Source organism: Streptomyces sp. NPDC090119 (assembly GCF_044747085.1).
GTDB lineage: Bacteria > Actinomycetota > Actinomycetes > Streptomycetales > Streptomycetaceae > Streptomyces.
The window spans coordinates 604,510-629,887 of sequence record NZ_JBIVDK010000001.1 but is presented as its reverse complement, the minus strand read 5'-3'; the positions used below and the strand labels follow the sequence as shown (position 1 = coordinate 629,887).

26 protein-coding genes are annotated in these 25,378 nt (G+C 74.0%); 10 read left to right on the top strand and 16 right to left on the bottom strand.

What is annotated here, in order from left to right; all coding sequences use genetic code 11:
- Positions 1-33: 33 nt before the first annotated feature.
- The gene (locus ACIPPM_RS02855) at positions 34-870 is read left to right on the top strand and encodes an aldo/keto reductase (RefSeq protein WP_401442235.1); all 837 of its coding nucleotides are present in this window, start codon (positions 34-36) and stop codon (positions 868-870) included.
- Between the two features lie 93 nt (positions 871-963).
- The gene (locus tag ACIPPM_RS02850; protein ID WP_401442234.1) at positions 964-1,653 is read left to right on the top strand and encodes a glycoside hydrolase family 75 protein; all 690 of its coding nucleotides are present in this window, start codon (positions 964-966) and stop codon (positions 1,651-1,653) included.
- 1 nt (position 1,654) lies between these two features.
- On the opposite strand, the gene ACIPPM_RS02845 is transcribed toward ACIPPM_RS02850, so the two are convergent.
- Positions 1,655-2,557 (bottom strand): class I SAM-dependent methyltransferase, encoded by a 903-nt coding sequence (locus tag ACIPPM_RS02845; RefSeq protein ID WP_401442233.1) that lies wholly within the window; start codon positions 2,555-2,557, stop codon positions 1,655-1,657.
- Between ACIPPM_RS02845 and ACIPPM_RS02840 the strand changes: the two genes are divergently transcribed.
- A complete protein-coding gene (locus ACIPPM_RS02840; RefSeq protein ID WP_401442232.1) occupies positions 2,556-2,909 on the top strand; it encodes a hypothetical protein in 354 nt (117 codons plus the stop codon). The genes ACIPPM_RS02845 and ACIPPM_RS02840 overlap by 2 nt on opposite strands.
- Here the strand turns inward: ACIPPM_RS02840 and ACIPPM_RS02835 are convergent.
- Both ACIPPM_RS02835 and ACIPPM_RS02830 read right to left on the bottom strand, forming a co-directional pair.
- The gene (locus tag ACIPPM_RS02835) at positions 2,878-3,621 is read right to left on the bottom strand and encodes a class I SAM-dependent methyltransferase (RefSeq protein WP_401442230.1); all 744 of its coding nucleotides are present in this window, start codon (positions 3,619-3,621) and stop codon (positions 2,878-2,880) included. The two genes, ACIPPM_RS02840 and ACIPPM_RS02835, sit on opposite strands and share 32 nt — an antisense overlap.
- A gap of 89 nt (positions 3,622-3,710) precedes the next feature.
- Positions 3,711-4,421, bottom strand: coding sequence for a TetR/AcrR family transcriptional regulator (locus tag ACIPPM_RS02830; protein ID WP_401442228.1), 711 nt, complete (start codon positions 4,419-4,421; stop codon positions 3,711-3,713).
- A 140-nt stretch (positions 4,422-4,561) separates the two neighbouring features.
- Between ACIPPM_RS02830 and ACIPPM_RS02825 the strand changes: the two genes are divergently transcribed.
- Together ACIPPM_RS02825 and ACIPPM_RS02820 are read left to right on the top strand one after the other, a co-directional pair.
- Entirely contained in the window at positions 4,562-6,403 is a 1,842-nt protein-coding gene (locus tag ACIPPM_RS02825; RefSeq protein ID WP_401444151.1) for a CocE/NonD family hydrolase, read from the top strand.
- 70 nt (positions 6,404-6,473) lie between these two features.
- On the top strand, positions 6,474-7,337 hold the full coding sequence (locus tag ACIPPM_RS02820; protein WP_401442227.1) for a helix-turn-helix domain-containing protein: 864 nt from the start codon (positions 6,474-6,476) through the stop codon (positions 7,335-7,337).
- 53 nt (positions 7,338-7,390) lie between these two features.
- Here ACIPPM_RS02820 and ACIPPM_RS02815 read toward each other — a convergent pair whose 3' ends face one another.
- The 3 genes from ACIPPM_RS02815 to ACIPPM_RS02805 form a co-directional block, all read right to left on the bottom strand.
- Positions 7,391-7,816: an OsmC family protein gene (locus ACIPPM_RS02815; RefSeq protein WP_030809452.1), complete on the bottom strand. Its 426-nt coding sequence runs from the start codon at positions 7,814-7,816 to the stop codon at positions 7,391-7,393.
- 118 nt (positions 7,817-7,934) lie between these two features.
- Entirely contained in the window at positions 7,935-9,992 is a 2,058-nt protein-coding gene (locus tag ACIPPM_RS02810) for a phage holin family protein (RefSeq protein ID WP_401442225.1), read from the bottom strand.
- Between the two features lie 112 nt (positions 9,993-10,104).
- The gene (locus ACIPPM_RS02805) at positions 10,105-10,536 is read right to left on the bottom strand and encodes a hypothetical protein (RefSeq protein WP_401442224.1); all 432 of its coding nucleotides are present in this window, start codon (positions 10,534-10,536) and stop codon (positions 10,105-10,107) included.
- Between the two features lie 84 nt (positions 10,537-10,620).
- Here ACIPPM_RS02805 and ACIPPM_RS02800 point away from each other — a divergent pair, with 84 nt between their 5' ends.
- Both ACIPPM_RS02800 and ACIPPM_RS02795 read left to right on the top strand, forming a co-directional pair.
- Positions 10,621-11,394, top strand: coding sequence for an MBL fold metallo-hydrolase (locus ACIPPM_RS02800; protein WP_401442222.1), 774 nt, complete (start codon positions 10,621-10,623; stop codon positions 11,392-11,394).
- A gap of 14 nt (positions 11,395-11,408) precedes the next feature.
- The gene (locus tag ACIPPM_RS02795) at positions 11,409-12,035 is read left to right on the top strand and encodes a DedA family protein (RefSeq protein ID WP_401444149.1); all 627 of its coding nucleotides are present in this window, start codon (positions 11,409-11,411) and stop codon (positions 12,033-12,035) included.
- On the opposite strand, the gene ACIPPM_RS02790 is transcribed toward ACIPPM_RS02795, so the two are convergent.
- From ACIPPM_RS02790 to ACIPPM_RS02775, 4 genes are all read right to left on the bottom strand, one after another.
- Positions 11,986-13,140 (bottom strand): MBL fold metallo-hydrolase, encoded by a 1,155-nt coding sequence (locus ACIPPM_RS02790; RefSeq protein WP_401442221.1) that lies wholly within the window; start codon positions 13,138-13,140, stop codon positions 11,986-11,988. The genes ACIPPM_RS02795 and ACIPPM_RS02790 overlap by 50 nt on opposite strands.
- Positions 13,137-14,393: an aminotransferase class I/II-fold pyridoxal phosphate-dependent enzyme gene (locus tag ACIPPM_RS02785; protein WP_401442220.1), complete on the bottom strand. Its 1,257-nt coding sequence runs from the start codon at positions 14,391-14,393 to the stop codon at positions 13,137-13,139. The genes ACIPPM_RS02790 and ACIPPM_RS02785 overlap by 4 nt, the downstream gene beginning before the upstream one ends.
- 196 nt (positions 14,394-14,589) lie before the next feature.
- Complete coding sequence (locus ACIPPM_RS02780; RefSeq protein ID WP_401442219.1) at positions 14,590-15,144, bottom strand: hypothetical protein; 555 nt, start codon at positions 15,142-15,144, stop codon at positions 14,590-14,592.
- 159 nt (positions 15,145-15,303) lie between these two features.
- A complete protein-coding gene (locus ACIPPM_RS02775) occupies positions 15,304-15,546 on the bottom strand; it encodes a DUF6158 family protein (RefSeq protein WP_401442218.1) in 243 nt (80 codons plus the stop codon).
- Between the two features lie 142 nt (positions 15,547-15,688).
- On the opposite strand from ACIPPM_RS02775, the gene ACIPPM_RS02770 reads away from it, so the two are divergent.
- On the top strand, positions 15,689-17,185 hold the full coding sequence (locus ACIPPM_RS02770; protein ID WP_401442216.1) for a bifunctional phosphatase PAP2/diacylglycerol kinase family protein: 1,497 nt from the start codon (positions 15,689-15,691) through the stop codon (positions 17,183-17,185).
- A gap of 66 nt (positions 17,186-17,251) precedes the next feature.
- Positions 17,252-18,073 (top strand): methyltransferase domain-containing protein, encoded by an 822-nt coding sequence (locus ACIPPM_RS02765; RefSeq protein ID WP_401442214.1) that lies wholly within the window; start codon positions 17,252-17,254, stop codon positions 18,071-18,073.
- A 52-nt stretch (positions 18,074-18,125) separates the two neighbouring features.
- Here ACIPPM_RS02765 and ACIPPM_RS02760 read toward each other — a convergent pair whose 3' ends face one another.
- Complete coding sequence (locus ACIPPM_RS02760) at positions 18,126-19,970, bottom strand: transketolase (protein WP_401442213.1); 1,845 nt, start codon at positions 19,968-19,970, stop codon at positions 18,126-18,128.
- A 228-nt stretch (positions 19,971-20,198) separates the two neighbouring features.
- Here ACIPPM_RS02760 and ACIPPM_RS02755 point away from each other — a divergent pair, with 228 nt between their 5' ends.
- Positions 20,199-20,549, top strand: coding sequence for a VOC family protein (locus ACIPPM_RS02755; RefSeq protein WP_401442211.1), 351 nt, complete (start codon positions 20,199-20,201; stop codon positions 20,547-20,549).
- Positions 20,550-20,561: 12 nt separating this feature from the next.
- On the opposite strand, the gene ACIPPM_RS02750 is transcribed toward ACIPPM_RS02755, so the two are convergent.
- Genes ACIPPM_RS02750 through ACIPPM_RS02730 form a run of 5 tightly spaced genes read right to left on the bottom strand, consistent with a single transcriptional unit; the run spans position 20,562 to position 25,368 of the window.
- Positions 20,562-21,110 (bottom strand): GNAT family N-acetyltransferase, encoded by a 549-nt coding sequence (locus tag ACIPPM_RS02750; RefSeq protein WP_401442210.1) that lies wholly within the window; start codon positions 21,108-21,110, stop codon positions 20,562-20,564.
- A gap of 4 nt (positions 21,111-21,114) precedes the next feature.
- Positions 21,115-21,720: a hypothetical protein gene (locus ACIPPM_RS02745; RefSeq protein ID WP_401442208.1), complete on the bottom strand. Its 606-nt coding sequence runs from the start codon at positions 21,718-21,720 to the stop codon at positions 21,115-21,117.
- Positions 21,717-22,457 (bottom strand): MerR family transcriptional regulator, encoded by a 741-nt coding sequence (locus ACIPPM_RS02740; RefSeq protein WP_401442207.1) that lies wholly within the window; start codon positions 22,455-22,457, stop codon positions 21,717-21,719. Before ACIPPM_RS02740 ends, ACIPPM_RS02745 begins: the two co-directional genes overlap by 4 nt.
- Before the next feature lie 38 nt (positions 22,458-22,495).
- Complete coding sequence (locus tag ACIPPM_RS02735; RefSeq protein WP_401442206.1) at positions 22,496-23,419, bottom strand: LD-carboxypeptidase; 924 nt, start codon at positions 23,417-23,419, stop codon at positions 22,496-22,498.
- Positions 23,416-25,368, bottom strand: a complete 1,953-nt coding sequence (locus ACIPPM_RS02730) for a prolyl oligopeptidase family serine peptidase (protein ID WP_401442205.1) — start codon at positions 25,366-25,368, stop codon at positions 23,416-23,418. The genes ACIPPM_RS02735 and ACIPPM_RS02730 overlap by 4 nt, the downstream gene beginning before the upstream one ends.
- Positions 25,369-25,378 lie beyond the last annotated feature (10 nt).

Below are 25,378 nucleotides of genomic sequence, written 5' to 3'. Positions count from 1 at the left end.
ACCACCTGTCCACAACCGAAGGATCATGAGCTCGTGAGCAGCAAGGTCCCCCCGATCATCCTCAACAACGGCGTCGAGATGCCCCAGCTCGGCTATGGCGTCTGGCAGGTTCCGGACGACGAGGCGGAGCGCGCGGTCGCCACGGCGCTGGAGACCGGGTACCGCAGCATCGACACAGCGGCGATCTACGGCAACGAAGAGGGCACCGGCAAGGCCATCGCGGCGTCCGGCCTGCCCCGCGAGGACCTCTTCGTCACCACCAAGCTCTGGAACACCGACCAGGGGTACGACTCCACCCTGCGTGCCTTCGACACGTCGATGGAGAAGCTCGGTCTCGACTACCTCGACCTCTATCTGATCCACTGGCCGCTGCCCGCGCGGGACAACTATCTCGACACCTACAAGGCGTTCGAGAAGCTGTACTCCGACGGCCGTGTCCGCGCGATCGGCGTGTCCAACTTCCTTCCCGAGCACCTTCAGCGGCTGATCTCGGAGACGTCGATCGTCCCCGCGGTGGACCAGATCGAGCTGCACCCGCAGCTCCAGCAGCGTGCGGCGCGGGAGTTCAACGCCGAGCAGGGCATCGCGACCGAGGCGTGGTCGCCGCTCGGCCAGGGCAAGGGCCTGCTGGAGGTCCCGGCGATCGTGGCCATCGCCCAGAAGCACGGGCGTACGCCGGCGCAGGTCGTGCTGCGCTGGCACATCCAGCTCGGCAACATCGTCATCCCGAAGTCCGTGACTCCGTCGCGGATCAAGGAGAACATCGAGGTGTTCGACTTCAGCCTGGACGACGAGGACCTCGCCGCCATCAGCGCGCTGAACGAGGACAAGCGGCTGGGTCCCGACCCGGCCACGTTCGACATGGTCTGACACCCGTACGCCACAGGGTCGCTCGTCCCCGCACAAGGGGGCGGGCGGCCCTGTGCGCTACGCCGAGCTTCGCCGACCGAAGGGCTCCGCGCCGTGCGTCTTCGTCCACTGGGTCTCGCCACCGCCGCCGGGACCGTCCTGCTCTGCGCCACGGCCCTGGCCGCCGCCTATGGCGACGCGCCGAGGCGGGCGCGGGAGGGCACGGTCGCCGCGGCCGACCTGCTGGCGAAGCTGAAGTCGTGCGAACGGCTCTCCGACGGCCTGTACCGCACCGACGCGGAGAGCGCCGCGACCGTACCGGTGTGCGGGCTGAAGGGCGCGGTGTTCTGGAAGGCGGACCTGGACGTGGACTGCGACGGGCAGCGCACGACGCACTGCAACGAGGATCGCGACCCCTGGTACCAGGATGACACTGCTTTCCACCAGTCCGACGGCAAGCCCCTGCGTGCCGACACGCTGCCGTACGTGGTGGTGCCCGGCAAGAGCGACCGGTGGGACCACACGGCGGCCGGGATCGGGGGTGGCGGTGTGGTCGCCGTCATCCATGGCGACCAGGTGGAGTACGCGGTCGTCGGGGACACCGGCCCTAAGGAGATCATCGGGGAGGCGTCGTACGCCACCGCCGAGGCCCTGGGCATCGACCCGGACCCGGCGACCGGGGGCGCCGAGTCCGGGGTGACGTACCTCCTGTTCAAGGACTCGCGGGTCTCCCCGATCGAGAGCCACGGTGCCGCGGTCACGCTCGGGGACCGGCTGGCCCGGCAGTTCCTCGCCGAGAACTGATTCAGCGGGGGCGCACGGCCGTGTAGACGGTGTACGCGTCCAGCACGAACAGGTCCAACCGGTGGTACAAGCTCTCCGGGTCGGCGCGGTCGAGGAGTCGGTCCACGGTGGCACGGTCGTCGGCGTCCAGGGAGTCTTCGCCCAGGCCGTCGCGCAGCCGGGTGAAGTAGGCGGCGGCGTAGTCGCGGGCGGCCTCGTCGGCGGGGGCGGGCAGGTCCAGCAGGAAGGTACGCGTCCGGGTGGGCTTCAGGCCGGCCGAGGTGAGCAGGGCGGGCCAGTCCTCGGGCTCGGCGACCGCGCCGGGCAGCTCGGCGCGCATCCGGCTGAACCACTCCTCCTCGGCCGCGTTGAGCCGGGACTGCAGGCCGGGGCGGCCGATGCCGATGTCGCGGGGGAGGTAGCGGGCGGGGAGTCCGCCTTCAAGGAGCGCGAGGGTGCCGCCGGGGGCGAGCCGCTCCGCGAACGCGGCGAGCCCGGCCCGCTGGTCGCCGAGGTGGTGCAGGCTGCGGCTGGCCCACAGCAGGTCGGCCGGGAACTCCAACTCGTCGAGTGCGGCCGGGAGTTCGCCGGTGACAGTGGAGAAGCGGCCGTCCACGCCGACTCGGGCGGCGCGGTCGCGGGCGCGTTCCAGCAGGGGTCCGCTGCCGTCGACGGCGGTGACCCGGGCGCCGGGGAACTCCTCGGCGAACAGGCAGGCGACGACGCCCGGTCCGCTGCCCGCGTCCACGATCAGCCCCGGCTCGGGGGTCTCCTCGGCGAGCCAGCGCATCGACTCCCGGTACAGCGGGGCGAGCAGCTCCGCCTGGGACTCCAGCACCGGGCCCATCTCGGCCCAGTCGATGTCGGTGTCGTGCGCGTGCCCGTGTCCGTGTCCGGCGGGTGCGTGCTGGTGGTCGTGCGCCATGCTGGTCAGCCTCTCTTCCCCGGCTCTGCTCCGGTCCTGCCCGGCTCTGCTCCGGCTGCGCCCAGCGTGCGACGGGGCGGTGTCCGGCGGCAAGCTCTGTTGCCGATACGGCAAGCGCGTGGCGTGGCGGGGGCTGCTGGCCGGAGCGGGCCTGGTCGTCGTCGCGGACCACGGGCCGGCCCTGCGGGCGCTGCGGGCGCTGGGTGTGAGCCGGTCGCGCTATCTGGCCGACGTACTGGTGTCGTCCCGCCCCATAGTGGCCGCAGCGCTGAACCGGCGCCCGGAGGTGTGGCCGCCGCACATGTGGCCGGACAACACCCCTACCCGGAGCGCCTGTAGGCGTGAAGGGTGAAGACGGGGTCGGCGCGGGGGCGGTCCTGGTCGGGCAGACGGGCCAGCCGGGTGGCGAACTCCTCGGTACGGGGCTCGCCGGGCGGCAGCAGGGTGAACCAGCCGCGCCGGAGGTCCTTGATGGTGCGGCGCGGGCTGCGGCCCTGGCCGACGCCGGTGAAGCGGGCCTGACCGGTCCGGACGAGCCCGGCCTCGGCGGCGTACGCGTCCACCTTGGCCGGGTCGTCGGAGGCGGGCCGCCGGGGACGCGGGCCGAGCACGGCGTCGATGTCGCTGCCGACGTCGTGCGCCTTCGCCTTGTCGACGGTGGTGACGTAGGTGCCGCCCGGCCGGAGCACTCGCGCGCACTCGGCGAGCACCGCGCGCAGGTCGGCCGGGTCGTCCAGCAGATGCAGCAGCCAGACGCTGGTGACGGCGTCGAACGTGCCCTCGGGGAAGGGCAGTCGGCGACTGTCGGCACGCACCACGGTGCCGGGCAGCCGGGCGGCGGCCCGGTCGGTCATGGCGGGCGTGAGGTCCACCCCGGTGACCCGCAGCGCGGGCCGCGCCTCGGCCAGGCGGCGGGTGACGATGCCGGTGCCGCAGCCGTTGTCCAGCAGGCGGCCTTCGTGGTCCGGGATCAGCCCGAGGACGGTGTCTGCGGCGGCGCGGGCGCGGGGCTCGCCGCCACGGAGGTTGTCGTAGGACTCGGCTTCCTTGTCGTAGTCGAGCACAGACTTCCATGTGCCCACCTGCGCCGATCCCATGTCCCGCGATTTCACGGGGAGTTCGTCATTCCCGGGATGCTCGGCACCGCCTCGGGTCAGCGCGCGTCCAGGCCGTCGACGAGGCGGTCGAGGAAGCGGGTGAAGGTGGCTTCGGGGTCGGCGGGGCGGCGGGGGCCGGAGAGGGCTTCGGCCAGTTCGGGGTGGCGGCCGTCGTGGGCGACCGCGGCGAGGTAACGGGCCTCGGCGGCGGCGCGTTCGGGGGCTCGGGCGGCCTGGGCCGCGGCGAGTTCATGGCTGACGTGTCCGGCGACGAACGCGGTGAGCTGGGCGAAGATCTCCAGCCGTGCGGCGCCGTCGAGTCCCGAGGGGCGCAGGGCGGCCAGGGCGTGTTCGAGGAAGACCAGGACGTTCGGGCCGGGGGTGCGGTGAGTCGCCAGGGCGGCGGGGAGCCAGGGGTGGCGCCGCATGTGGCCGCGCTGGAGGTGGGCGAGGCGCTTCAGGTCGGCCCGCCAGTCGCCGGTGAGCGGGCCGGTGCTCGACAGTTCGGCGCTGACGTGGTCGACCATCAGCTCCAGCAGCGTGTCCTTGTCGGGGGCGTAGCTGTAGAGCGACATGACCCCGGCCCCGACCGCCGTGGCGACCCGCCGCATGCTGACCGCGTCCAGCCCCTCCGCGTCCGCCAGGGCGACGGCCGCCTCGGTGATCGCTTCCCTGCTGAAGGAGGGCTTGCGGCCCCTGCGGGGTTCGGCGGGGCGCAGCCAGAGCCGCCCGGGGTCCACACCTGCGACTCCCTCGCTCTGAGCCATGCTCCAGCACCCCTTTTTCTGATCCGTGGACCGTTCGCCCTTGCCAAGGTCATCCAAGCATCCCCTATTCTCGTACACCGTACGCAATACAGGAGGGGAACACCATGTCAGTCCGCAAGCCACCTCTGGCCTCACGTCTGATGCGCGCCACCTGGCGCGGCCTTCCGGCTAAGCGGTACGACGTCGGCTGGGAGCCGGGGCTCGCGGTGCCCGGTGCCGACGGCAGCCCGCTGCGCACCGACCACTACTTCCCGCGCGCCGAGGGCGACTTCCCCACCCTGCTGGTCCGCTCGCCCTACGGCCGGGGCCTGCCGTGGTCCCCGATGTACGGCCTGCTCTTCGCCGAGCAGGGCTTCCACGTGGTGCTCCAGAGCTGCCGGGGCACCGGTGGTTCCGGGGGCGCGTTCGACCTGTGGCGCAACGAGGCCGCCGACGGCCTGGCCACCGTGTCCTGGCTGCGCGCACAGCCCTGGTTCGACGGACGGTTGGGCACCGTCGGCCCCAGCTACCTGGGCTATGTGCAGTGGGCCCTCGCGCTGGACCCGCCGCCTGAGCTGAAGGCGATGGTCGTCCAGGTGGGACTGCACGACCCGTACGCCCTCTTCCACACGGGCGGCACGCTGCGCCTGGAGAACGCCCTCGTGTCCGGCCTGGGCATGACCCACCAGCACCGGGGCATGGCGGCCTTCGCGCGAGCCGCCCTGCGTCTGCGGCGCCACCTGCGCGCCGTCACCATGGCCCGGCCCCTGCGCGGGGCGTACACCTCCGCACTCGGCGGCGAGGTGCCCTGGCTGGACGAGGTGTTGGCCCACCCGGACGCCGACGACCCTTACTGGAAGGGCGCGTCGGTGGCACCGTCGGAGAACTTCCGCGTGCCCACGAGCCTGATCACCGGATGGCACGACGCGCTGGCCGACCAGACCTTCGAGCAGTACGCGCGGCTGCGCCGGGCAGGCTGCGAGGCCGCGCTGCTCGTCGGCCCCTGGACCCACGCCTCCGCCCTCCAGCAGGGCTGGCCCGAGGTGTTCGCCGAGAGCCTCGCGTGGCTACGCGCCCACATATGCGCCGACCCCAGTGGGCTGCGTCCCACAGCGGTGCGCGTACACGTGGGTGGGGAGCACACGGGTGGGGGTGACGTGGGTCGGCACCACATGGGTGAGGACCACACCGGTCGGAACCACATGGGTGGGCACCACACAGGCGAGGACCACACAGGCGCGGACCACACAGGCGCGGACCACACAGGCGCGGACCACACAGGCGCGGACCACACAGGCGCGGACCACACAGGCGCGGACCACACAGGCGGGCATCATACAGGTGAGGACCACATGGGTCGAGATCACATGTGGCGCGACCTCACCGAATGGCCGCCCACCTCGAAGCCCACCTCCTGGTACCCCACCAAAGACGGCCACCTCACCCACCAACCCCCCACCGACTCCACCCCCCTGACCACCTTCCGCTACGACCCCTCCGACCCCACCCCCGCCGTAGGCGGCCCCCTCCTCTCCCCCGCCGCCGGGCCGCGTGACAACCGTCAGCTGGAGTCCCGCACGGACGTAGTGACGTTCACCGGCCCCCCACTCACCGAACCACTCGACATCGTCGGCCCCGTCACCGCACTGCTGACCGTCTCCACCGACACCGGTCACGCCGACCTCTTCACCCGCCTGTGCGACGTGGACCCCACCGGCCGCTCGGTGAACGTGTGCGACGGCCTGGGCACGTTCGCGGCATCCCCGGACGCCCCTCGGCAGCTCACCGTGCCGATGAGCGCCACCGCGCACCGCTTCGCCCAGGGCCACCGGGTCCGCTGGCAGATCAGTGCGGGCGCCCACCCCCGCTACGCCCGCAACCCCGGCACCGGCGAACCTCCGGGGGACGCGGCCGAGTTCGTCCCGGTACGGCTCACTCTCCATGCCGACTCCGCCCTGCCCCTCCCCGACTCGGCCAACTCCGGTCCTTCGATGGCTGATTGATCCCCGGTGTGCGGCTGACCTCCGCGTGGCACACTGCCCGCATGCGTCGGCGGGCAGGGGAGGGTGAGGCGTGAGTGAGCGGCGGGCCGCTCCCACCGTGGGTCAGGTGGTGCTCGGCAGGCGGTTGCAGCAGTTGCGGGAGTCGACCGGGCTGAGCCGGGACGAGGCGGCACGGGTGCTCCGGGTGGCCTCGGCGACCATCCGGCGGATGGAGACGGCCGAGGTCGCGCTGAAGATCCCGTACGTGCAGGCGCTGCTGGCCGCGTACGGGGTGGGCGAGGAGGAGGCCGCCGCGTTCGTGCGGCTGGCCGAGGAGGCCAACCAGCCCGACTGGTGGCAGCGTTTCCACGACGTGCTGCCGGACTGGTTCAGCCTGTACGTGAGCCTGGAGGGCGCCGCCCGCCTGATCCGCTCCTACGAGCCGCACTTCATTCCCGGCCTGCTCCAGACCGAGGCGTACGCGCGGGCGGTGCTGGAGGCCGGGACGATCGGGCAGCACGGCCCGGAGACGGTGGAGCGGCATGTGACGCTGCGCCTGGAGCGGCAGCGGCTGCTGGAGCGGGAGGACGCCCCGCACCTGTGGTTCGTGATGGACGAGACGGTGCTGCGGCGGCCGGTGAGCACCCGGTCCGAGGTGATGCGCGACCAGTTGGACCGGCTGCTGGAGTACGCCGACCGGGACCGGATCACGCTCCAGCTCGCGGAGTTCGCGGCGGGCCCGCATCCGGGGACGTACGCGCCCTTCACCCTGTTCCGGTTCGCCGAACGGGAGTTGCCGGACATGGTGTTCACCGAGTATCTGACCGGCGCGCTCTACCTGGACTCGCGCGACGAGGTGGCCGCGCACCTGGAGGTGCTGGACCACATGACGGCGCGGGCGGCCTCCGCGCAGCGCACCCAGAAGCTGCTGCGGGAGTTCCGCGAGAGCTTGTGACCGGTGCCGCGCCGGTCAGCCCTGACGACGCGACACCGGAAGAGCCACGGGCTTCAGGCCAGTTCGGCCGTGAGGCTGATGTCGGTGCCGGTCAGGGCCTGGCTGACCGGGCAGTTCTTCTTGGCGTCCTCGGCGGCCGCGCGGAAGCCGTCCGCGTCCAGGCCGGGGACCTCGCCGCGCACGGTGAGGTGGATGCCGGTGATGCCCTCGCCGGGCTGGAAGGTCACGTCGGCCTTGGTCTCCAGCCGGGTGGGGGGCGTGCCCGCGCCGGTCAGACCGTGCGACAGCGCCATGGAGAAGCAGCTGGAGTGCGCGGCGGCGATCAGCTCCTCGGGGCTGGTGCGGCCGTTCGCCTGCTCGGCGCGCGACGGCCACGACACCGGCTGGGAGCCGATGCCGGAGGAGTCGAACGTGACGGTGCCGCTGCCCGACAGCAGTTCGCCTTCCCAGACCGTGTGTGCGGTGCGCGTGGTAGCCACGGTGGTTCCTTTCGCGTGTGTTCCGGTTTCCGGTGTCCCGGTGCTCCGGTTCTCGTGCCCCCGTACCCCCATCCGATCACATCCGAGGTCACGGCACCGTGAGGACCGGCCCGTGTGCTCAGGCGGCCCGGCGTTCGGGGTCGACGTCGAGCGGGACCTCGGGGCCGTTCAACTCGCCGAGCCAGCGCCGCAGTACGTCGTGCACGTGCTCGGCGCCGGAGAGGGTCTCGCCGTCCTGCTCGGGCACGGAGAGGGTGAGCGGGGAGAGCAGGAAGGGGCGGGACTGGGCGCCGCCGAGGCCGCCGTGGGAGCCGATCTGCTCCTCGAAGGCGTGCACGTGGCCGGTCGCCGGGTCGTGCCAGGAGTTGACCATGATGTCGGCGGTGTGCGGGAAGGCGTGGGCGCGGCGTACGGCGTCGGCGGCGCCGGGGCCGAAGCGGGCCAGCGGTCCGGGCCGTTCGTCCAGTTCGGCGAGCGGGATCTCGGTGCCGCACGGGCCGAGGACCACGCCGTCGTGCTCGGCGCTGCGGACCAGCAGGAAGCCGATGCCGGGATGGTTGGCGAGGGTGGGGAGGAGCGCCGGGTGGCGGGCGTCGATCTCCTCCTTGGTCATCCGGTGCGGGACGTCCGGGAAGGAGACCAGGCCGAGGTTGCCGGAGGCGAGCACCACGGGTTCGGAGCGCGGGGCGGGTCCGGTTTCCACGCCGTCGGCCCGGCCGAGGGCGGCGCGTACGGCGGCGCGGGCCTCGGCGCCGCTGGGGGTGCGTCCGGCGCCGCGTGGGACGGGCAGTCCGCTTCCGGCGCGGACGAGGTCGGTGAGGGTGAGGCCGTAGCGGCAGCGGAAGGTTTCGCCGGGGCTCTGGCCGTGGTCGGAGAGGACGACCAGGCGGTAGGGGCGTGGGGCGTGTTCGGCGGCCTTCTCGATCAGGGCGAGGGAGCGGTCGAGGCGTTTGAGGACCTTGCGGGCGTCGCGGCTGTCGGGTCCGGAGTGGTGGGCGACCTCGTCGTAGGCGACGAGGTCGGCGTAGACGGCGGTGCGTCCGGCGAGGAGGTCGCCCATCACGGCGGCGACGACGACGTCCCGTTCGACGACGGTGGCGAAGGCGCGGACGAACGGGTAGAGGCCGCCCCGGCCGACGCGGGGGTGCGCTCCGGCGAACCGGGCGCGGGTGGACTGGCCGATCTCGCGGCCGATCTCGGCGAAGAAGGACAGGGCGGTGCGTACCGCGTTGGCGGGGTCGGAGAAGTAGGCGAAGTATCCGGCGCGGGAACGGTTCTCCCGGCCCCGGCGGCGGGTGGCGATCGAGAGTACGAGGGCTTGTTCACCGGCGCCGCCGCTGAACAAGTTGCCCCGGCTGGCGCCGTCGACGGCGAGGAGTCCGGCCTCGCCGGTGCGGGTCATGGCGCGGTGCTGCAACTCGGCGGCGGAGGTGGGCCGGTTGCAGACCATGATCTCGCCGCGGTCCTTCTCGTACCAGCGGAAGGCGGGGACGTCCCAGGTGCTGCCGTGCAGGATGCCGAGTTGGCTGGCGCCGGTCTGGCTGGACCAGTCGGTGCGCCAGGGGGTGAGGCGGTGGGTGGGCGGGATGATGCCGTCGGCGGCGAGCCAGCGGGCCACGGTGGGCATCAGGCCGTCGCGGACGGCGGCGGTGAGCACGTCGTGGCCGACGCCGTCGAGCTGGACGCAGACCAGGCCGGGGGTGCTCGCGCAGGGCAGGGTGGCGCGTCGGCGGCGGTCGGCGAGGCGGAGCAGGCGGCGGCGGTAGGCGTCGTCGTCGCGTACGGCGAGCGCGCCTCCGGTGGCAGAGGCGACGGCGGACATCACGGCGGCGACGATGACGGCGGTCTCGGGCGCCACCTCGCCGCGCCCGGAGGGGTTGACGCGCAGGGCGACCAGGAGCAGGGAGCCGTTGAGGAAGAAGACCAGCAGGCCGAGGAAGAGCGCGGGCACGAGCAGCAGCATCCGCACCAGTGCCGGCCAGACGAGCGCCGACAGCAGGCCGAACGCCCCGGCTCCGCAGGCGGCGGTGATGGCGATCCGGGTGGCGCTGTCGCCGTTGGGCGCCTGGAGCCGGAAGTCGGGGAGAAGTCCGGCGAGTACGAGCATGGTGAGTGTGGAGACCGCCCACACCGTGACGCTCCGACCGATCTGACCGGCAACCCGCCGCCACCGCACGCCCCGCGCACCTCACGTCCCGGCCCGCCCCACGGAGCCTGCCCCCACCTTGTCACACCGGTCGGACGCGCCGAGGTGGGGGCAGGCGTGACCGGGGGTGGCCGGGGGTGGCCTACTTGCCGTCGTACCCGGCCGTCGGCATCGAGAGCCGCCGGTGTACGCGCGCCTTCATCCGGGCGTCGTACGCGGGTTCGGCGCTGCCGACGGTCTCCACGCGGACCCCGCGCCGGGCGCACTCGGCGGTGAACTCCTCCACCGAGGACAGCGCGCGTTCCAGGACCCGTCGGCTGGGGGCGACGAACACGTCCACGCCGGGCCGCATCCCGTCCCACAGCGCGCCGTGGTCGAAGCGCAGCCCGCCGACGAGGAGTTCGCGCGCGATGACATAGCCCTGCTCGGCGGCCCAGCGGGCGCACATGGCGTGCTGGCTGCGGGAGTCGACCAGGAAGGGGTCGGTCTCCAGTTCCTCCAGCGGGGTCAGGCTGGCGATGGCGGTGATCCGTACCGTCGCCGCACCGGCCGAGGCACCCTGTAACGGTCCCATGGCGTCCCCTCACCTCCGGGTTTCGCCGCCGACCCTACCGCTGCCCGTAGGCTTCGGGGGAGTCGCGCGGCGGAGGTGAGGGTAGTGCCGGTGGAGGTCACCTGGTGGGGTCATGCCACCTGCACGATCGAGGACTCGGACACCCGGGTGCTGACCGACCCCTTGTTCGCCTCGCGGCTGGCGCATCTGCGGCGCCGCCGGGGTGGTCCGGCGCCCGCCGGGGCCCGCCGCGCCGACGCGGTACTGGTCTCGCATCTGCACTCCGATCATCTGCATCTGCCGTCGCTGGCGGGGCTGGCGCCGGGTACCCGTCTGCTGGTGCCGTGGGGCGCGCGGCGGGCGGTGCCGGGGCTGCGTCGGCTGCGGGGGCTGGACATCACCGAGGTGGCGCCCGGTGACGAGGTGCGGCTCGGGGATCTGCGGGTGCGGGTGGTGCCCGCGCTGCACGACGGGCGGCGGCTGCCGTTCGGCCCGCACCGCTCCCCCGCGCTCGGTTATGTGGTGGAGGGCGAGGCGCGCACCTACTTCGCGGGTGACACCGGGCTGTTCGACGCGATGGCCGAGGAGGTCGGTCCGGTGGACGTGGCGTTGCTGCCGGTGGGCGGCTGGGGGCCGAACCTCGGTGAGGGGCATCTGGACGCGGGCCGGGCGGCGCGGGCGCTGGCCGAACTGGCGCCGGGCTGGGCGGTGCCGGTGCACTACGGGACGTACTGGCCGATCGGGATGGACGCGGTGCGTCCGCACGAGTTCCACGCGCCGGGTGAGGAGTTCGTGCGGCTGGCGGCCGAGGCGGCGCCGAAGGTGACGGTGCACCGGCTGGGGCACGGGGAGGGCGTACGGCTGGAGGTCGGCCGGTGAGATCCGTGGGGGGCGTGGCGGTGCTGGCCGCGGCCGTGACGAGCGGGGTGCCGTTGGAGCCGTCGCAGCAGGCGTTCGGGTATCCGTCGCTGTTCCTGCTGGTGTTCGTCGGGGCGCTGATACCCGTGGTGCCGACGGGGGCGCTGGTGAGCACGGCCGCGGTGGTGGCGGTCCATCGGACGGCGCCGTTCTCCCTGCTGCTGGTGTTCGTGACGGCGTCGCTGGCGGCGTTCCTGGGGGACGCGGCGCTGTACTGGCTGGGGCGGCGGGGGCTGGGCTCGCGGAGCGGGTCGCGCTGGCTGGAGGCGCTGCGGTCGCGGGCACCGGAGGAGCGGCTGAACCAGGCGCGGGAGAAGCTGGCGGAGAACGGGGTGACGGTGCTGGTGCTGTCCCGGCTGATCCCCGCGGGCCGGATTCCGGTGATGCTGGCGTGTCTGCTGGCCGAGTGGCCGCTGCGGCGGTTCTCGCGGGGCAACCTTCCGGCGTGCCTGGCGTGGGCGCTGACGTATCAGCTGATCGGGGTGCTCGGGGGTTCGCTGTTCGCCCGGCCGTGGGAGGGCGTGCTGGCGGTGGTGGTGCTGACCGTGCTGGTCAGCGCGGCTCCGGGGCTGGTGCGCCGGGTGCGGGGCGGGGAGCGGTAGGGCGCGGGTCCGGTTCCAGGACCCGGGAGGCGCCTACGGGGAGGTCCCACAGGTCGGTCCGGGCGAGGCCCGCCTGCTCCCAGGCGGCGCGGACGCGGGTGAGGGGTTCGAGTACCGGTTCGGCGGAGAGCACGAACGTCCCCCAGTGCATGGGCGCCATCCGGCGGGCGCCGAGGTCGAGGGTGGCCTGTACGGCTTCCTCGGGGTCGCAGTGGACGTCGCTGAGCCACCAGCGGGGGTCGTAGGCGCCGATGGGCATCAGGGCGAGGTCGATGCCGGGGTAGCGGCGGCCGATGCGGCCGAACCAGTGGCCGTAGCCGGTGTCGCCCGCGAAGTAGAGGCGCTGTCCGTCGCGCGCGGTCATCACCCAGCCGCCCCACAGGCTGTGGCAGGTGTCGGTCAGGGTGCGCTTGGACCAGTGGTGCGCGGGCACGAAGTCGAAGCGCACACCGGAGAGTTGGGCGCCTTCCCACCAGTCCAGCTCGGTGACGTGGGTGAACCTCCTGCGCCGGAACCAGCGTCCGAGTCCGGCGGGTGCGAACACCGGTGTGTGGCGCGGGAGTCGGCTCAGGGTGGGGGCGTCCAGGTGGTCGTAGTGGTTGTGGCTGACCACGACCGCGTCGATGGGCGGCAGGCTCTCCCAGGCCACGCCGACGGGGGTGACGCGGGCCGGGGTGCCGAGGATGCGGCGCGACCACACCGGGTCGGTGAGCACGGTCAGTCCGCCGATCCGCACCACCCAACTGGCGTGTCCGGCCCAGGTGACGGCGAGGGTGTCGGCGCCCACGCGGGGCAACGGGCCGGGCTCGTAGGGGAGTCGGGGGATGTCGACGAGTCCCTCGGGCTCGGGGCGTACGGCGCCCTCGCGGGCGAAGCGGGCCATGGCGCGCCAGCCGGGCAGCGGCGCGGTGAGCCGGTCGTGGAAGGTGCGCGGCCATACCCGGTGTTCGCCCAGCGGGCGGGGTTCGGCCAGTGGCGGTGACGCGGGCGCGAGCGGGGCGCGGACGACGACCTCGGGCGCGGCGTCCACGAGTTCGGGGGCGCTCGGCGGGGGTGTGGTGGCCGTCGTGGCGGTGGCCCCGGGCTCATGCGTCTGCTGCGTCATCGCGGAGGCTCCCGTCGCACGGTGTCGTCACGGAGTTCGTCGAGGACCGACCTCAGGGACAGCAACGCGTCCCGGGTGTACGGCAGTTCCGTCGGATCGGACAAGGTGAGCGCGGCCTCGCGCTCTTCGTCCGTACCGCCCAGCAGCGGGCCGGTGGACAGGCGTACGCGCAGGGCGCCGAGGTCGTCGCCGAAGCGGTGGCCGCCGGGCGCGGGCATGCCGAGCCGGGCGGTGAGGAAGTCCTCCAGTTCCTGCGCGTCCCCGACTCCCCGCGCGGCGAGGGGCTCGCGCAGCGGGCCGAGGTCGGCGTAGAGGTGGCGGCCCGCCTGCGGGGGCGGGGCGAGCGCGCCGCCCGCGAGGACCGTGCGGTGCGCGGCGGCGGCCAGCCGGGCGTGCAGCCGTACGGCGGCGTCGCGGCGGGCGGTGACCGGCTCGGGTTCGTCCAGCGCGTACTGGGCGGCGGCCGCGACGGGGGCGGCGAGGCGGGCGCCGAGCGCGGTGAGCACGTCCAGTACGCGGGCGTGGGCGTCCTGCCCGGCCGCGGTGTCCGGGAAGCGGGCGACGGCGGCGGGCCAGCCGACCGGGAGCAGCGATCCGGCGAGGTCGGCGACGACGGTGACGTGGTCGGGCAGCATCTCGGCCGGGCTGACCAGGACCGTGTCGTGCGGGTGGTGCCGGGTGTCGCGCCAGGTCTCGTCGCTGATCAGGTGCAGGCCCTCGGCGGCGGCCGCCTCCACGGTCTCGTGCAGCAGCTCGGGCGGCGGGACGGCGGCGGTCGGGTCGTCCGCGACGGACAGCACCAGCAGCCGGGGATCGCCGCCCTCGGCGCGGACCCGGCGGACGGTCTCCAGCAGCGCGTAGGGGTCGGGTATGCCGCCGCTTCCGGCCGGGGCGGGCACCGGGAAGAGACGTCGGCCGAGCAGCCGGGCGCTGGGCGCCCACCAGGCGGCGCGAGGGCGGGGTGCCAGGATGTCGCCGTGGTCCCCGGCGAGCGCGGCGATGAGCGCCGGCAGCAGCGGGGGCGCGCCGGGGGCGAGGGTCACACGGTCGGGGGTGCAGGGCAGTCCGCGGCGGGTCCAGTAGCCGCAGGCCGCCTCCAGCAGGGCCGGGATGCCACCGGCGGGCTGGGCCTCGCCGTGGTGGTCGGCGGCGGCCAGGCGGGCGGCGAGTTCCGGGAGGACGGGCAGGCCGTCGGCGGGGAACGGGGGGCCGTAGCGGACGGGGCCGTGGCCCTCGGATTCCCTTCGCCGCATGTCCGCCTCCGCGCGGTCCGTGTGCCGAATCCCCTGTGTCCCCGGTTCCCCTGGTGTCCTTGGTGTCTCGTGCCGTGTGGCCGGTGCGCGGGGTGCCTGCTGGTGGTGCCCTCGGGAAGGTGTGTACCCGGCGAACGGCCCGGCATGGCTCGCGTCCGGCGTCGTCCCGGTCACAGGTGTCTTCCGGTGCCCGCCGTCAGCGCCCGGCCGGGCGCCTGCGGCCGAGCACCCGGTAGCCCGCGCCCGCGGCCGCCGCGGCGATCAGCGCGCCGCCCGCCGCGAGGGCGGGCACCGAGTCGGTGAAGGTGCCTCCGGCCCCGGCCTGCACGCCGTGCTCCACGGTGGGCGGGGCGTCCTTCGCCGGGCCGGAGTCCCAGTCCCCACCGCCCTCGTCGCCACCCTCGTCGCCGTCCTCCCGGGCCAGGTCGTCGGCGCCCTGCCCGGTCTTCCCGGCGGAGCCGCCCGCGCAGCCTTCCGCGCCGCTCCACGCCGGGGCGGTGGGGGCCTTGCCGCCGGGGTCGGGCGCCGCGCCCAGGTACGGGGCTCCGGGCGCGGGACCGCCGGTGCCGGTGGGAGCACCGTTCCCCTGCCCGGTCCCGGTGCCCTCGTACGACGAACCGGGCGACCGGGGCGCCGACGCGGCGGGGTCCTCGCAGGGTGCGCCCGACTCGGCGGAGGCGGGCCCGGCTATGGCGAGCGTGGCTCCGGTCAGGGCGGCGGCGGCGGAGAGGGCGCGTACGGTGCGGCGCATGGGGCGGGCTCCTCGGCGGTACGGCGGTCGGGGCACGCGTTCCGTGCCCTCGCTGCCATCAGAGCCCCCCGGGCGCCGCCCCGCGCGCGGCCGGACCCCATTCGCGGGACACGGACGACGCCCAACGGGTGACACCGGCCCCCGGAGTGTGCCCGGATCTCATGCCTCCCCCGGCTCCCCGCAGCCGCGTTCGCGGGCGCCCTCGCGGGTGCGGCCCGCGCTGACCAGGCGGCGCGGGTTGCGGCGGAGGTACTCGCCCTCCAGCTGGGCCATGCGTTCGTTGTGGGCGCGCAGGGCGTCGTTCGAGCCGTACAGCAGGGTGTCGTGGCGTGTGCGGTGGATCGTCTCCAGCTCTTTCATGAGCTGCTGGTCGTCCAGTCGGCCGGGGTCGACTCCGGTCATGGTGGTACCCCCGCTCGTGAGGTCCGCGGTCCTGAGGTCCACTGTACGAAGATCCCGCTCCCCCGGCCTCCGCGCGTCCCGCCCGCGCGCGTACCCCGGGCGGCGGCACAAGAAAGGCGCGCTTCGGGGTAGTGGGTCGAGCATGAGCGCAGATGTCGACCTCACCGCTGTCCCGGCCACCGGCCGCAATGTCCTGCGCCGGCTGCTCGCGGCCGACGCCCGCCTCTTCGAGGTGGCCGCCGAGCGGAAGTGGCCCGGCGCCCAGAAGGTGCTGCCCCGCCTGAGCCGGAGTGCCAACCACGGGGTGCTGTGGTTCGCGGTGGCCGGTGCGATCGCCGCGACCCGCACCCCGAGGGCGCGCCGGGCGGCCGTGCGGGGGCTGGCCTCGCTGAGCCTGGCCTCGCTGACCGTCAACACGCTCGGCAAGCGGTCGGTGCGCCGTACCCGGCCGGTGCTGGACCCGGTGCCGCTGTCCCGGCAGCTCAAGCGGCAGCCCATCACCACCTCCTTCCCGTCCGGCCACTCCGCGTCGGCCGCCGCCTTCGCGGCCGGGGTCGCGCTGGAGTCCCCGGCGTGGGGTGCGGCGGTGGCGCCGGTGGCGTTCTCGGTGGCGACGTCGCGGGTGTACACCGGCGCGCACTTCCCGAGTGATGTGCTGGCGGGCGCGGCGCTCGGGGTCGGGGCCGCGTTCGTGGTGCGGAAGCTGGTGCCGACGCGGGCGGCGGCCCGCCCGGTGGCGCGGCCGCGGGCGGACGCCCCGGCGCTGCCGGACGGCGAGGGCCTGGTGATGGTCGCCAACCGCGCCTCGGGCACCGCGGACCGGGTGCGGGCGCTGCACGACGCGTTGCCGATGGCGGAGATCGTGGAGTGCGAGCCGGAGGAGGTCCGGGCCGAGCTGGACAAGGCGGCGGCGCGGGCGCGGGTCCTCGGGGTGTGCGGCGGCGACGGCACGGTGAACGCGGGCGCGGAGGTCGCCCTGCTGCACGGCCTGCCGCTGGCGGTGCTGCCCGGCGGCACCCTGAACCACTTCGCGTACGACCTCGGGGTGGAGGACGCGGCCGGTCTGGCCGCCGCCGTCCGCGCGGGCGAGGCGGTCCAGGTGGACGTCGGCAAGTTCACCGCCGACGACCGCTCCAGCGTCTTCCTGAACACCCTGAGTCTCGGCGTCTACCCGGAGTTGGTGCGTGAGCGCGAGCACTGGTCGCCCCGGATCGGCGGCTGGGCGGCCGGGGTGCTGGGCGCGGTGAAGGTGCTGCGCGCCGACCGGCATCCGCTGGTGGTCGAGGCGGCCGGCAAGCGGCATCCGCTGTGGATGCTGTTCATCGGCAACGGCGTCTACCGCCGCAGCGGCCTGGGCGCCGGGCGCCGTACGGAGCTGTCGGACGGCCCGCTGGACGTCCGGGTGGTGCACGGCAACGGCTGGCCGACGCTGCGTCTGCTGGCGGCCGCGGTGGCGGGCCCGCTCAGCCGGTCCCAGGGCCACGCGGCGGTGCAGCTGGGCCGGCTGCGGCTGTCGGGCCTCGCGCCGGGCACCCCGCTGGCGTACGACGGTGAGGTCACGTCGGTGTCCGGCACGGTGACGGTGGAGAAGCTGCCGGAGATCCTGACCGCCTACAGCCCCCGTCCGAACGCTTCCTGACATTTCGTCAGTCCGTATCACGGAACGGCGGTCTCAGTATCCGGGTCATGGGCGTACCGTGACGTCATGCCGGAGACACGCGAGACCGCCGTCTACACGCACGGGCACCACGAGTCGGTGCTGCGTTCGCACACCTGGCGCACGGCCGCCAACTCGGCCGCCTATCTGCTCGGTTCACTCGCCGCCGACATGCGTGTCCTCGACATCGGGTGCGGCCCCGGCACCATCACCGCCGACCTCGCCGCGCTGGTCCCGGACGGCCGGGTGACCGGCGTCGACCGTGCCCCCGCCGTGCTGGAGCAGGCCCGCGCCACGGCCGCCGGGCGGGGTCTGGGCAACGTGGACTTCGCGGTGGCCGACGTGCATGCCCTCGACCACTCCGACGGCACCTTCGACGTGGTCCACGCCCATCAGGTGCTCCAGCACGTCGGTGACCCGGTGGGGGCGCTGCGCGAGATGGTCCGGGTGACCCGGCCCGGCGGGCTGATCGCGGTGCGCGACGCGGACTACGCGGCCATGGCCTGGTATCCGGCCGCGCCCGGCCTGGACGACTGGCTGGACCTGTACCGGCGCGTCGCGCGGGCCAACGGCGGTGAACCGGACGCCGGGCGGCGGCTGCGGAGCTGGGCGCTGGCGGCCGGGCTGAGCGACATCACCGCGACCTCGGGCACCTGGACGTACGCCACTGCCGAGGAACGCGCCTGGTGGAGCGGGCTGTGGGCGGACCGTACGCTCGCCTCCGCCTACGCCGACCGCGCGGTGGAGGGCGGCCACGCCACGCCGGAGGAGCTGCGCGCGGTGTCCGACGCGTGGCGGGAGTGGGGGCGGCGGGAGGACGGCTGGTTCGCCGTCCTGCACGGCGAGATCCTGTGCCGCAAGCCCGCCTGAACACCACGGCGGGCGCCGCCCTGAGCGACGCCCGCCGCGACGGAGTACGGCCCTAGCTCACCACGGCCTCGCCGACCAGCAGACGGGCGGTCGCCGCGATGTTCGCGGCGTCGATCCCGGCCGCGTGCAGCTGCTCGTCGGGCGTGGCGGAACCCGGCATCATCCGGACCGCGAGGCGGACCAGGCGCGGTACGGGACGCCCGTCGGTGAAGGCTTCCACGACCGCGTCGCCGATGCCGCCCTCCTCGTGGTGGTCCTCGACCGTCACCAGGCAGCCGGTGTCGTCGGCGGCCCGGCGCAGCGTCTCCACGTCGACGGGCTTGACCGAGTACAGGTCGACGACCCGGACCTTGATGCCCTCCTCGGCGAGCTGGTCGGCGGCCGTCAGCGCCTCCTGCACGGTGACCCCGGCCGCGACGATCGTCAGCCGGTCCTCGCCGCTGGAGCGGAGCACCTTGCTGCCGCCGACGGGGAACTCCTCGTCGGCGTCGTAGATGACCGGGCTCTCGCCGCGCGAGGTGCGCAGGTAGCGGACGCCGTCCAGGTCGGCCATGGCGGCGACCAGGCGGGCGGCCTGGTTGGCGTCGCAGGGGTAGAGGACGGTGGAGCCGTACACGGAGCGGAACATCGCCAGGTCCTCCAAGCCCATCTGGGAGGGCCCGTCCTGTCCGATGGCGACACCCGCGTGCGAGCCGACCAGGTTGATCCCGGCGTCGCTGATCGAGGCCATGCGCACGAAATCGTAGGCGCGGCTGAAGAAGGCCGCGAAGGTGGACGCGTACGGCAGCCAGCCGCGTGCCGCCATGCCGACGGCCGAGGCGACCATCTGCTGCTCGGCGATGTAGGACTCGAAGAACCGCTCGGGGTGCTCCTCGGCGAAGACTCCGGTGCGGGTGGAGTCGCCGACCTCGCCGTCCAGGGCGACGACGTCGCCGCGTGCGGTGCCGAGGGCGGCGAGGGCCTTGCCGAAGGCGTCGCGGGTGGCGACCTCCTCGCCCTTGTCGAAGCGGGGCAGCTTCAGCGGCTCGTGGGCGAGCTTCTCCGGGGTCGCGGCGGGCGGCTCGCTGACGTGGACCCGGATGTCGCGGCGGCCGCCCAGCTCCTCGACGGCCTCGTCGGCGTCGGGCAGCGGCTTGCCGTGCTTGCCCTCCTTGTCCTCCACGGCGGCGACGCCCTTGCCCTTGAGGGTGCGGGCGATGATCGCGGTGGGGCGGTCCTTGGTGGCCTCGGCCTCGCTGTAGGCGCGGTCGATGGCGGCGACGTCATGGCCGTCGATCTCGATCGTGTGCCAGCCGAACGCCTGGAAGCGGCGGGCGTAGGCGTCCAGGTCGTGGCCGTGCCGGGTCTCGCCCCGCTGCCCGAGCCGGTTGACGTCGACGATCGCGGTGAGGTTGTCCAGCCTGTCGTACGCGGCGGCCTCGGCGGCCTCCCAGATGGAGCCCTCGGCCAGCTCGCTGTCGCCGCACACCACCCAGACGCGGTAGTCGGAGTGGTCCAGCCGCTTGCCCGCCAGCGCGATGCCGACGCCGACCGGGAGGCCCTGACCGAGGGAGCCGGTGGCGGTCTCCACCCAGGGCAGCCTGCGCGGGGTCGGGTGGCCCTCCAGGCGGCTGCCGAGCTTGCGGAAGGTGAGCAGTTCGGCGTCGTCGATGGCGCCGGCCGCCTTGTAGACGGAGTACATCAGCGGGGACGCGTGTCCCTTGGAGAGCACGAAGCGGTCGTTGGCGGGGTGGTCGGGGCGTTCGAAGTCGTAGCGCAGATGGTTGGCGAGCAGGACGGCCAGCAGGTCGGCGGCGGACATCGAGGAGGTGGGGTGTCCGGATGCCGCGGCGTCCGCCGCCCGTACGCTGTCCACCCGCAACTGCTGCCCGAGTTCGGCGAGTTCGTCGTTGTTCATGGGTCTCCTTTCCGCGGGTCCGAGGTGACTCGGACACTCTGGCGATCCCGGCCCGTCACGATGGGTGACCGGCTGCGGCCGCATCGGTGGAACGGTTCGTCCGAGGTCTTCCGCGTAACCGGCGTCACGGCACCCAAACCCCCGCCACGTCACCCGGCCGCCGCGCACGCCCCCCGAAGCGGGGCGACGGTCTGTGCGCTCCGGTCCGCCCCAACTAGGCTCGTGCGCATGGAGATTCTTGGCGCCACCCTGCGCATCTGCGTCGACGACCTCGAGGCCGCGATCCCGTTCTACGAGCGGCTGGCGGACGGCACCGCCCTGCGCTTCGAGCGCGGTGGCGTACGGGTCGCCGCGATCGGCTCGTTCCTGCTGATGAGCGGGCCGGGGGCGGAGCTGGAGGTGCTGCGCAAGGTGACGGCGACGATCGCCGTGAAGGACGTCGAGGAGGCGCACCGGCTGCTGTCGGACCTGGGCGCGCAGATCATCGCGGGCCCGGTGCCGACGCCGGTGGGCCGGAATCTGCTGGTGATGCACCCGGACGGCACGATCCTGGAGTACGCCGACCAGTCGGGGGCCTGAGCGGGGCCCGGATCAGCCCCGCATCTCCGCCGTGAGGGCCCAGCGTTCGTGGTCGCGCCACTCGCCGTCGACCCGGAGCATCGCGGGCGAGAACCCCTCCAGCCGGAACCCGGCGCCGCGCGCGAGGGCGATGGACGCGGTGTTGCCGGGCTGGACGTTGATCTCCAGCCGGTGCAGCCCGAGCGGCCCGAAGGCGTACTGGATGACCAGGTCCAGCCCCTCCCGCATCAGCCCCCGCCCGGCCGCGTGCGCGAACGCCCCGTATCCGAGCGCCCCGCACTGGAAGCCGCCCCGGACGATGTTGTTGATGTTGACGAACCCGGCGATGTCCCCGCTGTCCTTCTCACACACCAGGAACCCGGCCCGCGCCGCGTCGTCCCCCATGAGGCGTCCCGCGTAGTCGGCGTACGCCTCGTCGCTGTCGGGCATCACCAGCCACGGCCGGTGCAGGTCCTTGCTCTCCCGCACCCGGGCGGTGAACTCGTGCCCGTCCTCCATCCGGAACCGTCGGACGGCCACCCGGGGGCCCTGGGCGAGGTAGTGGGGTGCGGTGTGCGGCATCGGGTCAGCCTACGGTGCTGAGCGCGGCCACCACCGTGCGTGGATCGTCGGCGTGGAACCGGAGCACGCGAGCGCTCCCCTTCCTGCCCAACGGCCTTGTGAACGTGACCGGTTCGGCCAGTTCCACGCGCACCGTGGTCTGGCCGCCGACCGAGAGGTCGAGCACGCCGTCCGGGTCGACCGCGACGAGCCCCCGGCCGAGGTGGCGCCGTTCGACCCGCGCGGAGACGATGACGGCGGCCGGTACCGCGAGGTCGAACAGCGCGCCGTACCGCAGCCGCAGCGAGCCGTCGGAGGCGACGAGGTGCGGCCGGACCACGCAGGCCGCGTGCAGGGCGAGGACCAGCACGATCCCGTACCCGTCCACGACGAGCAGCACGGCGTGCGCGAGCGGCCACGGGATCACCAGGGCGAGCATGACGGTCTCGACGAGGGAGACGAACAGCAGGCCGTACATCATGGCGGTCTGCGGCCCGGTGTAGGCGGCGGCGAGGGCGCCTTCGGGGACCTGGCGGCGGCGCAGCGTCCACAGGACCAGCGAGTACAGCGCGCGGACCTCGTGCGTGAGGAGCCGTCGCATGGCGACGGGGACAGGGGTGCGTGCGCTCATGACCGGTTCCTGTCCATCCGGGTGGCCAGCGTGTTCATCACCCGGCGCACCACCTCGGCCTGCGCGGGCGGGTAGTCGGCGAGCAGTGCCGCGCCGAAGTCGGGGGTGGCCCGGCCGGAGACGGGGATCGCGGCCAGTACCTCGTCGGGGACGGCGGCGGACATCTCCTCGGCCAGCACCGCGATCCGGGGGTCGTCCGCGGGGGCGTCCGCCAGTTCGTCCAGCCGCTGGTACAGCTGGAGCACCTTCGGGTCCTCGGACAGGGGGTGCAGGGCCGCGTACACCGCGTCCCCGCCGGCCACCGTGTCCAGCAGCACCAGGTGCTCCCGGTCCTTGGCGGCGGCGGGCGACGTGCTGTCGGGGGCGGCCCGGAGCAGTGCGGCGAGGCCGGGTGAGAGCGGGGCGTCCGGGGTGAGGGGTCCCGCGAGCAGGTCCGCCAGGACCTCGCGGCGGCGCCGGATCTCCCGTTCCTGCCGGGCGAGGTCGGCGTCGAGTTCCCGCAGGACTTCGGCCAGTTCGCGTCCGGCGTCGTCGGCGAGGACGTCCCGCACCTCGTCCAGGGCGAGGCCCAGCTCGGTCAGCCGCCGGATGCGGGCGAGCAGCACGGCGTGCCGCAGGGTGTAGGAGCGGTAGCCGTTGGCCCGCCGGGTGGGTTCGGGCAGCAGGCCGACGTGGTGGTAGTGGCGTACGGCTCGTGTGGTGACTCCGACGAGCGCGGCAAGCTCTCCGATGCGCATGCCGTCAGTAGAAACGTTGACGCCACGGCAAGGTCAACTCAGCGCAGGGCGGGCTCCTCCAGGGTCAGGGTGCCCGTGTCCGCGTCGAGTTCCGCCGCCATGCCGAAGGGGATCGTCAGGGCGTCCGGGCTGTGGCCGAAACCGGCGTTCTCGAGGACGGGGACGCCGAGGGGGGCCAGGCGGTCGGTGAGCAGGGGGCGGAGGGTGTCGTACGGGTCGCAGTCGTGCCAGGAGCCGAGGAGGACGCCGTGGACGCGGTCCAGCCAGCCGGAGCGGAGCAGCTGGGTGAGGTAGCGGTCCAAGCGGTAGGTCTCCTCGCCGACGTCCTCCAGGCAGAGCAGGCCGCCCGCGGCGGAGGGGCGGGCGTACGGGGTGCCCAGTTCCGCCGCGAGGAGAGAGAGGCAGCCGCCGAGGGTGGTGCCGCGGGCGCGGCCGGGGACGAGGGGTTGGCCGTCGGTGGTGATCTCCTGGACCTTCTCCGGGGTGAAGAGGGTCGCGTGGAGGTGGTCGCGGGCGCGTTCGCTGCCGATGAAGTCGGTTCCGGCGGCCATCGGGCCGTGCAGGGTGACGAGGTCCAGGCGGGTGGCGAACGCCTCGTGCAGGGCGGTGATGTCGCTGAAGCCGACGAACACCTTCGGTCCGGCCGCGCGCATCGCGTCCCAGTCGAGCAGATCCACCATCCGCTGGACGCCGTAGCCGCCGCGCGCGCAGAGCACCGCGTCGACCGCAGGGTCGCACCAGGCCCGCTGGAGGTCCTCGGCGCGGTCGGCGTCGGTGCCCGCGAGGTAGCGGAACTGGCCGTGCCGGTCCAGCACATGGGGTGCGGCGACCGGGTCGAGGCCCCAGCCGCGCAGGATGTCGAGGCCCGCGCGCAGCCGTTCTCCGGGCACCGGCCCGCTGGGCGCGACCACGGCCACCCGGGCGCCGGGGGCGAGCCGGGTGGGCCGTTCGAGTTGCTTCACGTGTCCAGCTCCAGTTTCGGGACCCCGGGCAGCTCGAAGCCGAACACCTGGGCGTACAGGGACAGTTCGGCCTCCGTGGCGCGGACCATGGTGTCGGCGCGGCGGAAGCCGTGGCCTTCTCCGGCGAAGGCCAGGTAGGCGTGCGGCACGCCCCGGCCCGCGACGCGGTCGAGGAAGTGCTCGCACTGCTCGGGGGCACAGATCACGTCGTCCAGGCCCTGGAGGAGCAGGAAGGGGGCGGTGAGCCGGTCGGCATGGTTGGCGGGCGAGCGCTCGGCGTAGCGTTCGGGGACCTCGGCGGCGGGGCCGACCAGGGACTCCAGGTAACGTGACTCGAAGTCGTGGGTGCGGCCGGGGCCCCAGGTGGTGAGGTCGAGGATCGGGTAGCTGATCGTGCCGCAGGCGTAGACGTCGGTGCTGGTCAGGGAGGCCGCGGTGGTCCAGCCGCCCGCGCTGCCGCCCCGGATCGCCAGCCGGTTCCGGTCGGCCGTGCCCTCCTCGGCCAGCGCGAGGGCCACGGTCGCGCAGTCCTCCACGTCGACCACGCCCCACTGGTGCCGCAGCCGTTCGCGGTACGCGCGGCCGTACCCGGTGGAGCCGCCGTAGTTGACCTCGGCGACGCCGATGCCGCGTGAGGTGAAGGCGGCGATGGCCAGGTCCAGCACGAGCGGCACCCGGCTGGTGGGGCCGCCGTGCGCCCAGATCACATAGGGCGGCAACTCGCCATCGGGACCGGTGGTTTCGGGGTGCCTCGGCGGATAGACGTGCGCGTGCACCTCACGGCCGCCGGGCCCGGTGAAGGTGCGGACCTGGGGCTCGGGGTAGTACGCGGGGTCGACGGGGTCCCGGTGCCGGGCGCCGACGGTGCGGGCGCGGCCGGTGCCGGTGTCCAGCTCGATCACCTCGTACCCGGTGCGCGGGCTCGCGCCGATGGCCGCGACCCGGCTGCCGTGGGCGGCGAGGGAGGACGCGAACTCGGTCCAGGGACCGGCCGCGTCGGCGATCTCACCGGTCTCGGGGTCGAGTATCCCGAGCACGGCGGCCCCGCGCCCGTGCAGCACCGCGAGCAGCCCGTCCGCCAGCGGGACGAACCAGCGCTGGCCGAGCTTCCACAGCGGCCCGCCGAACTCCTCCTGGCGCGGGCACAGCGGTACGCCGTCCCGGTACAGGTTCCACCAGCCGCCCCGGTCGCTCGCGTACAGCAGCCGCCCGTCCGGCGCCCACTCCACCTGGGCGACGGCCTCGTCGTCACCCCCGGCGACCGTGCGCACGTCCCGGAAGCGGCCGTCGTCGCCGACCTCCGCGACGAGCAGTTCGGTGCCGTCCCAGGGCATCCGCGGATGGTCCCAGGCGAGCCACGCGGCCTTGCTCCCGTCCGGCGACACGCGGGCGCCGGTGACGAACCGGTGCCGCTCCTCGGCGAGTTCGCGTACGGCCGACCGGTCGTCGGCGGCCGAGCCGTCCAGCGGTACGGCGGCGAGCACGCGTCGCACGTCACCGCTGCCCTCGCCGGTGAACTCCTCCAGCACGCACCGGACTTCGCCGCGCTCCGGGTCCACCTCGGGCTCTGCCCAGCGCAGTCCGCCGCCGACCGGCGAGACCGGGGTCAGCGGGACCGGCTCGCCTCCGGGTTCGTAGCGGTAGAGCCGCTGGTCGTCGAAGTGGGTGAAGACGACCAGCGGCCGGTCCGTGCCGGGGGCGGCGGTCCAGGGGCGGCCGCCGTACTCCATGACGCGGTTGCGCACGTTCCACGGCGGCGGCAGCACCGGTTCCTCGGCGCCGTCGGCCGTACGGCGCACCAGGGCACGGCGACCGCCCTCGGCGGGCCGGGGTTCGGTCCACCAGACCTCGTCCCCGACGAACCCCACCCACTCGGGGTGTCCGTCGTGCGCGGCGGCGAGCGCCGCGTCGATCGGCGACGGCCAGGAACCGTACGGCTGGACCTGCATCTCTTCCCCC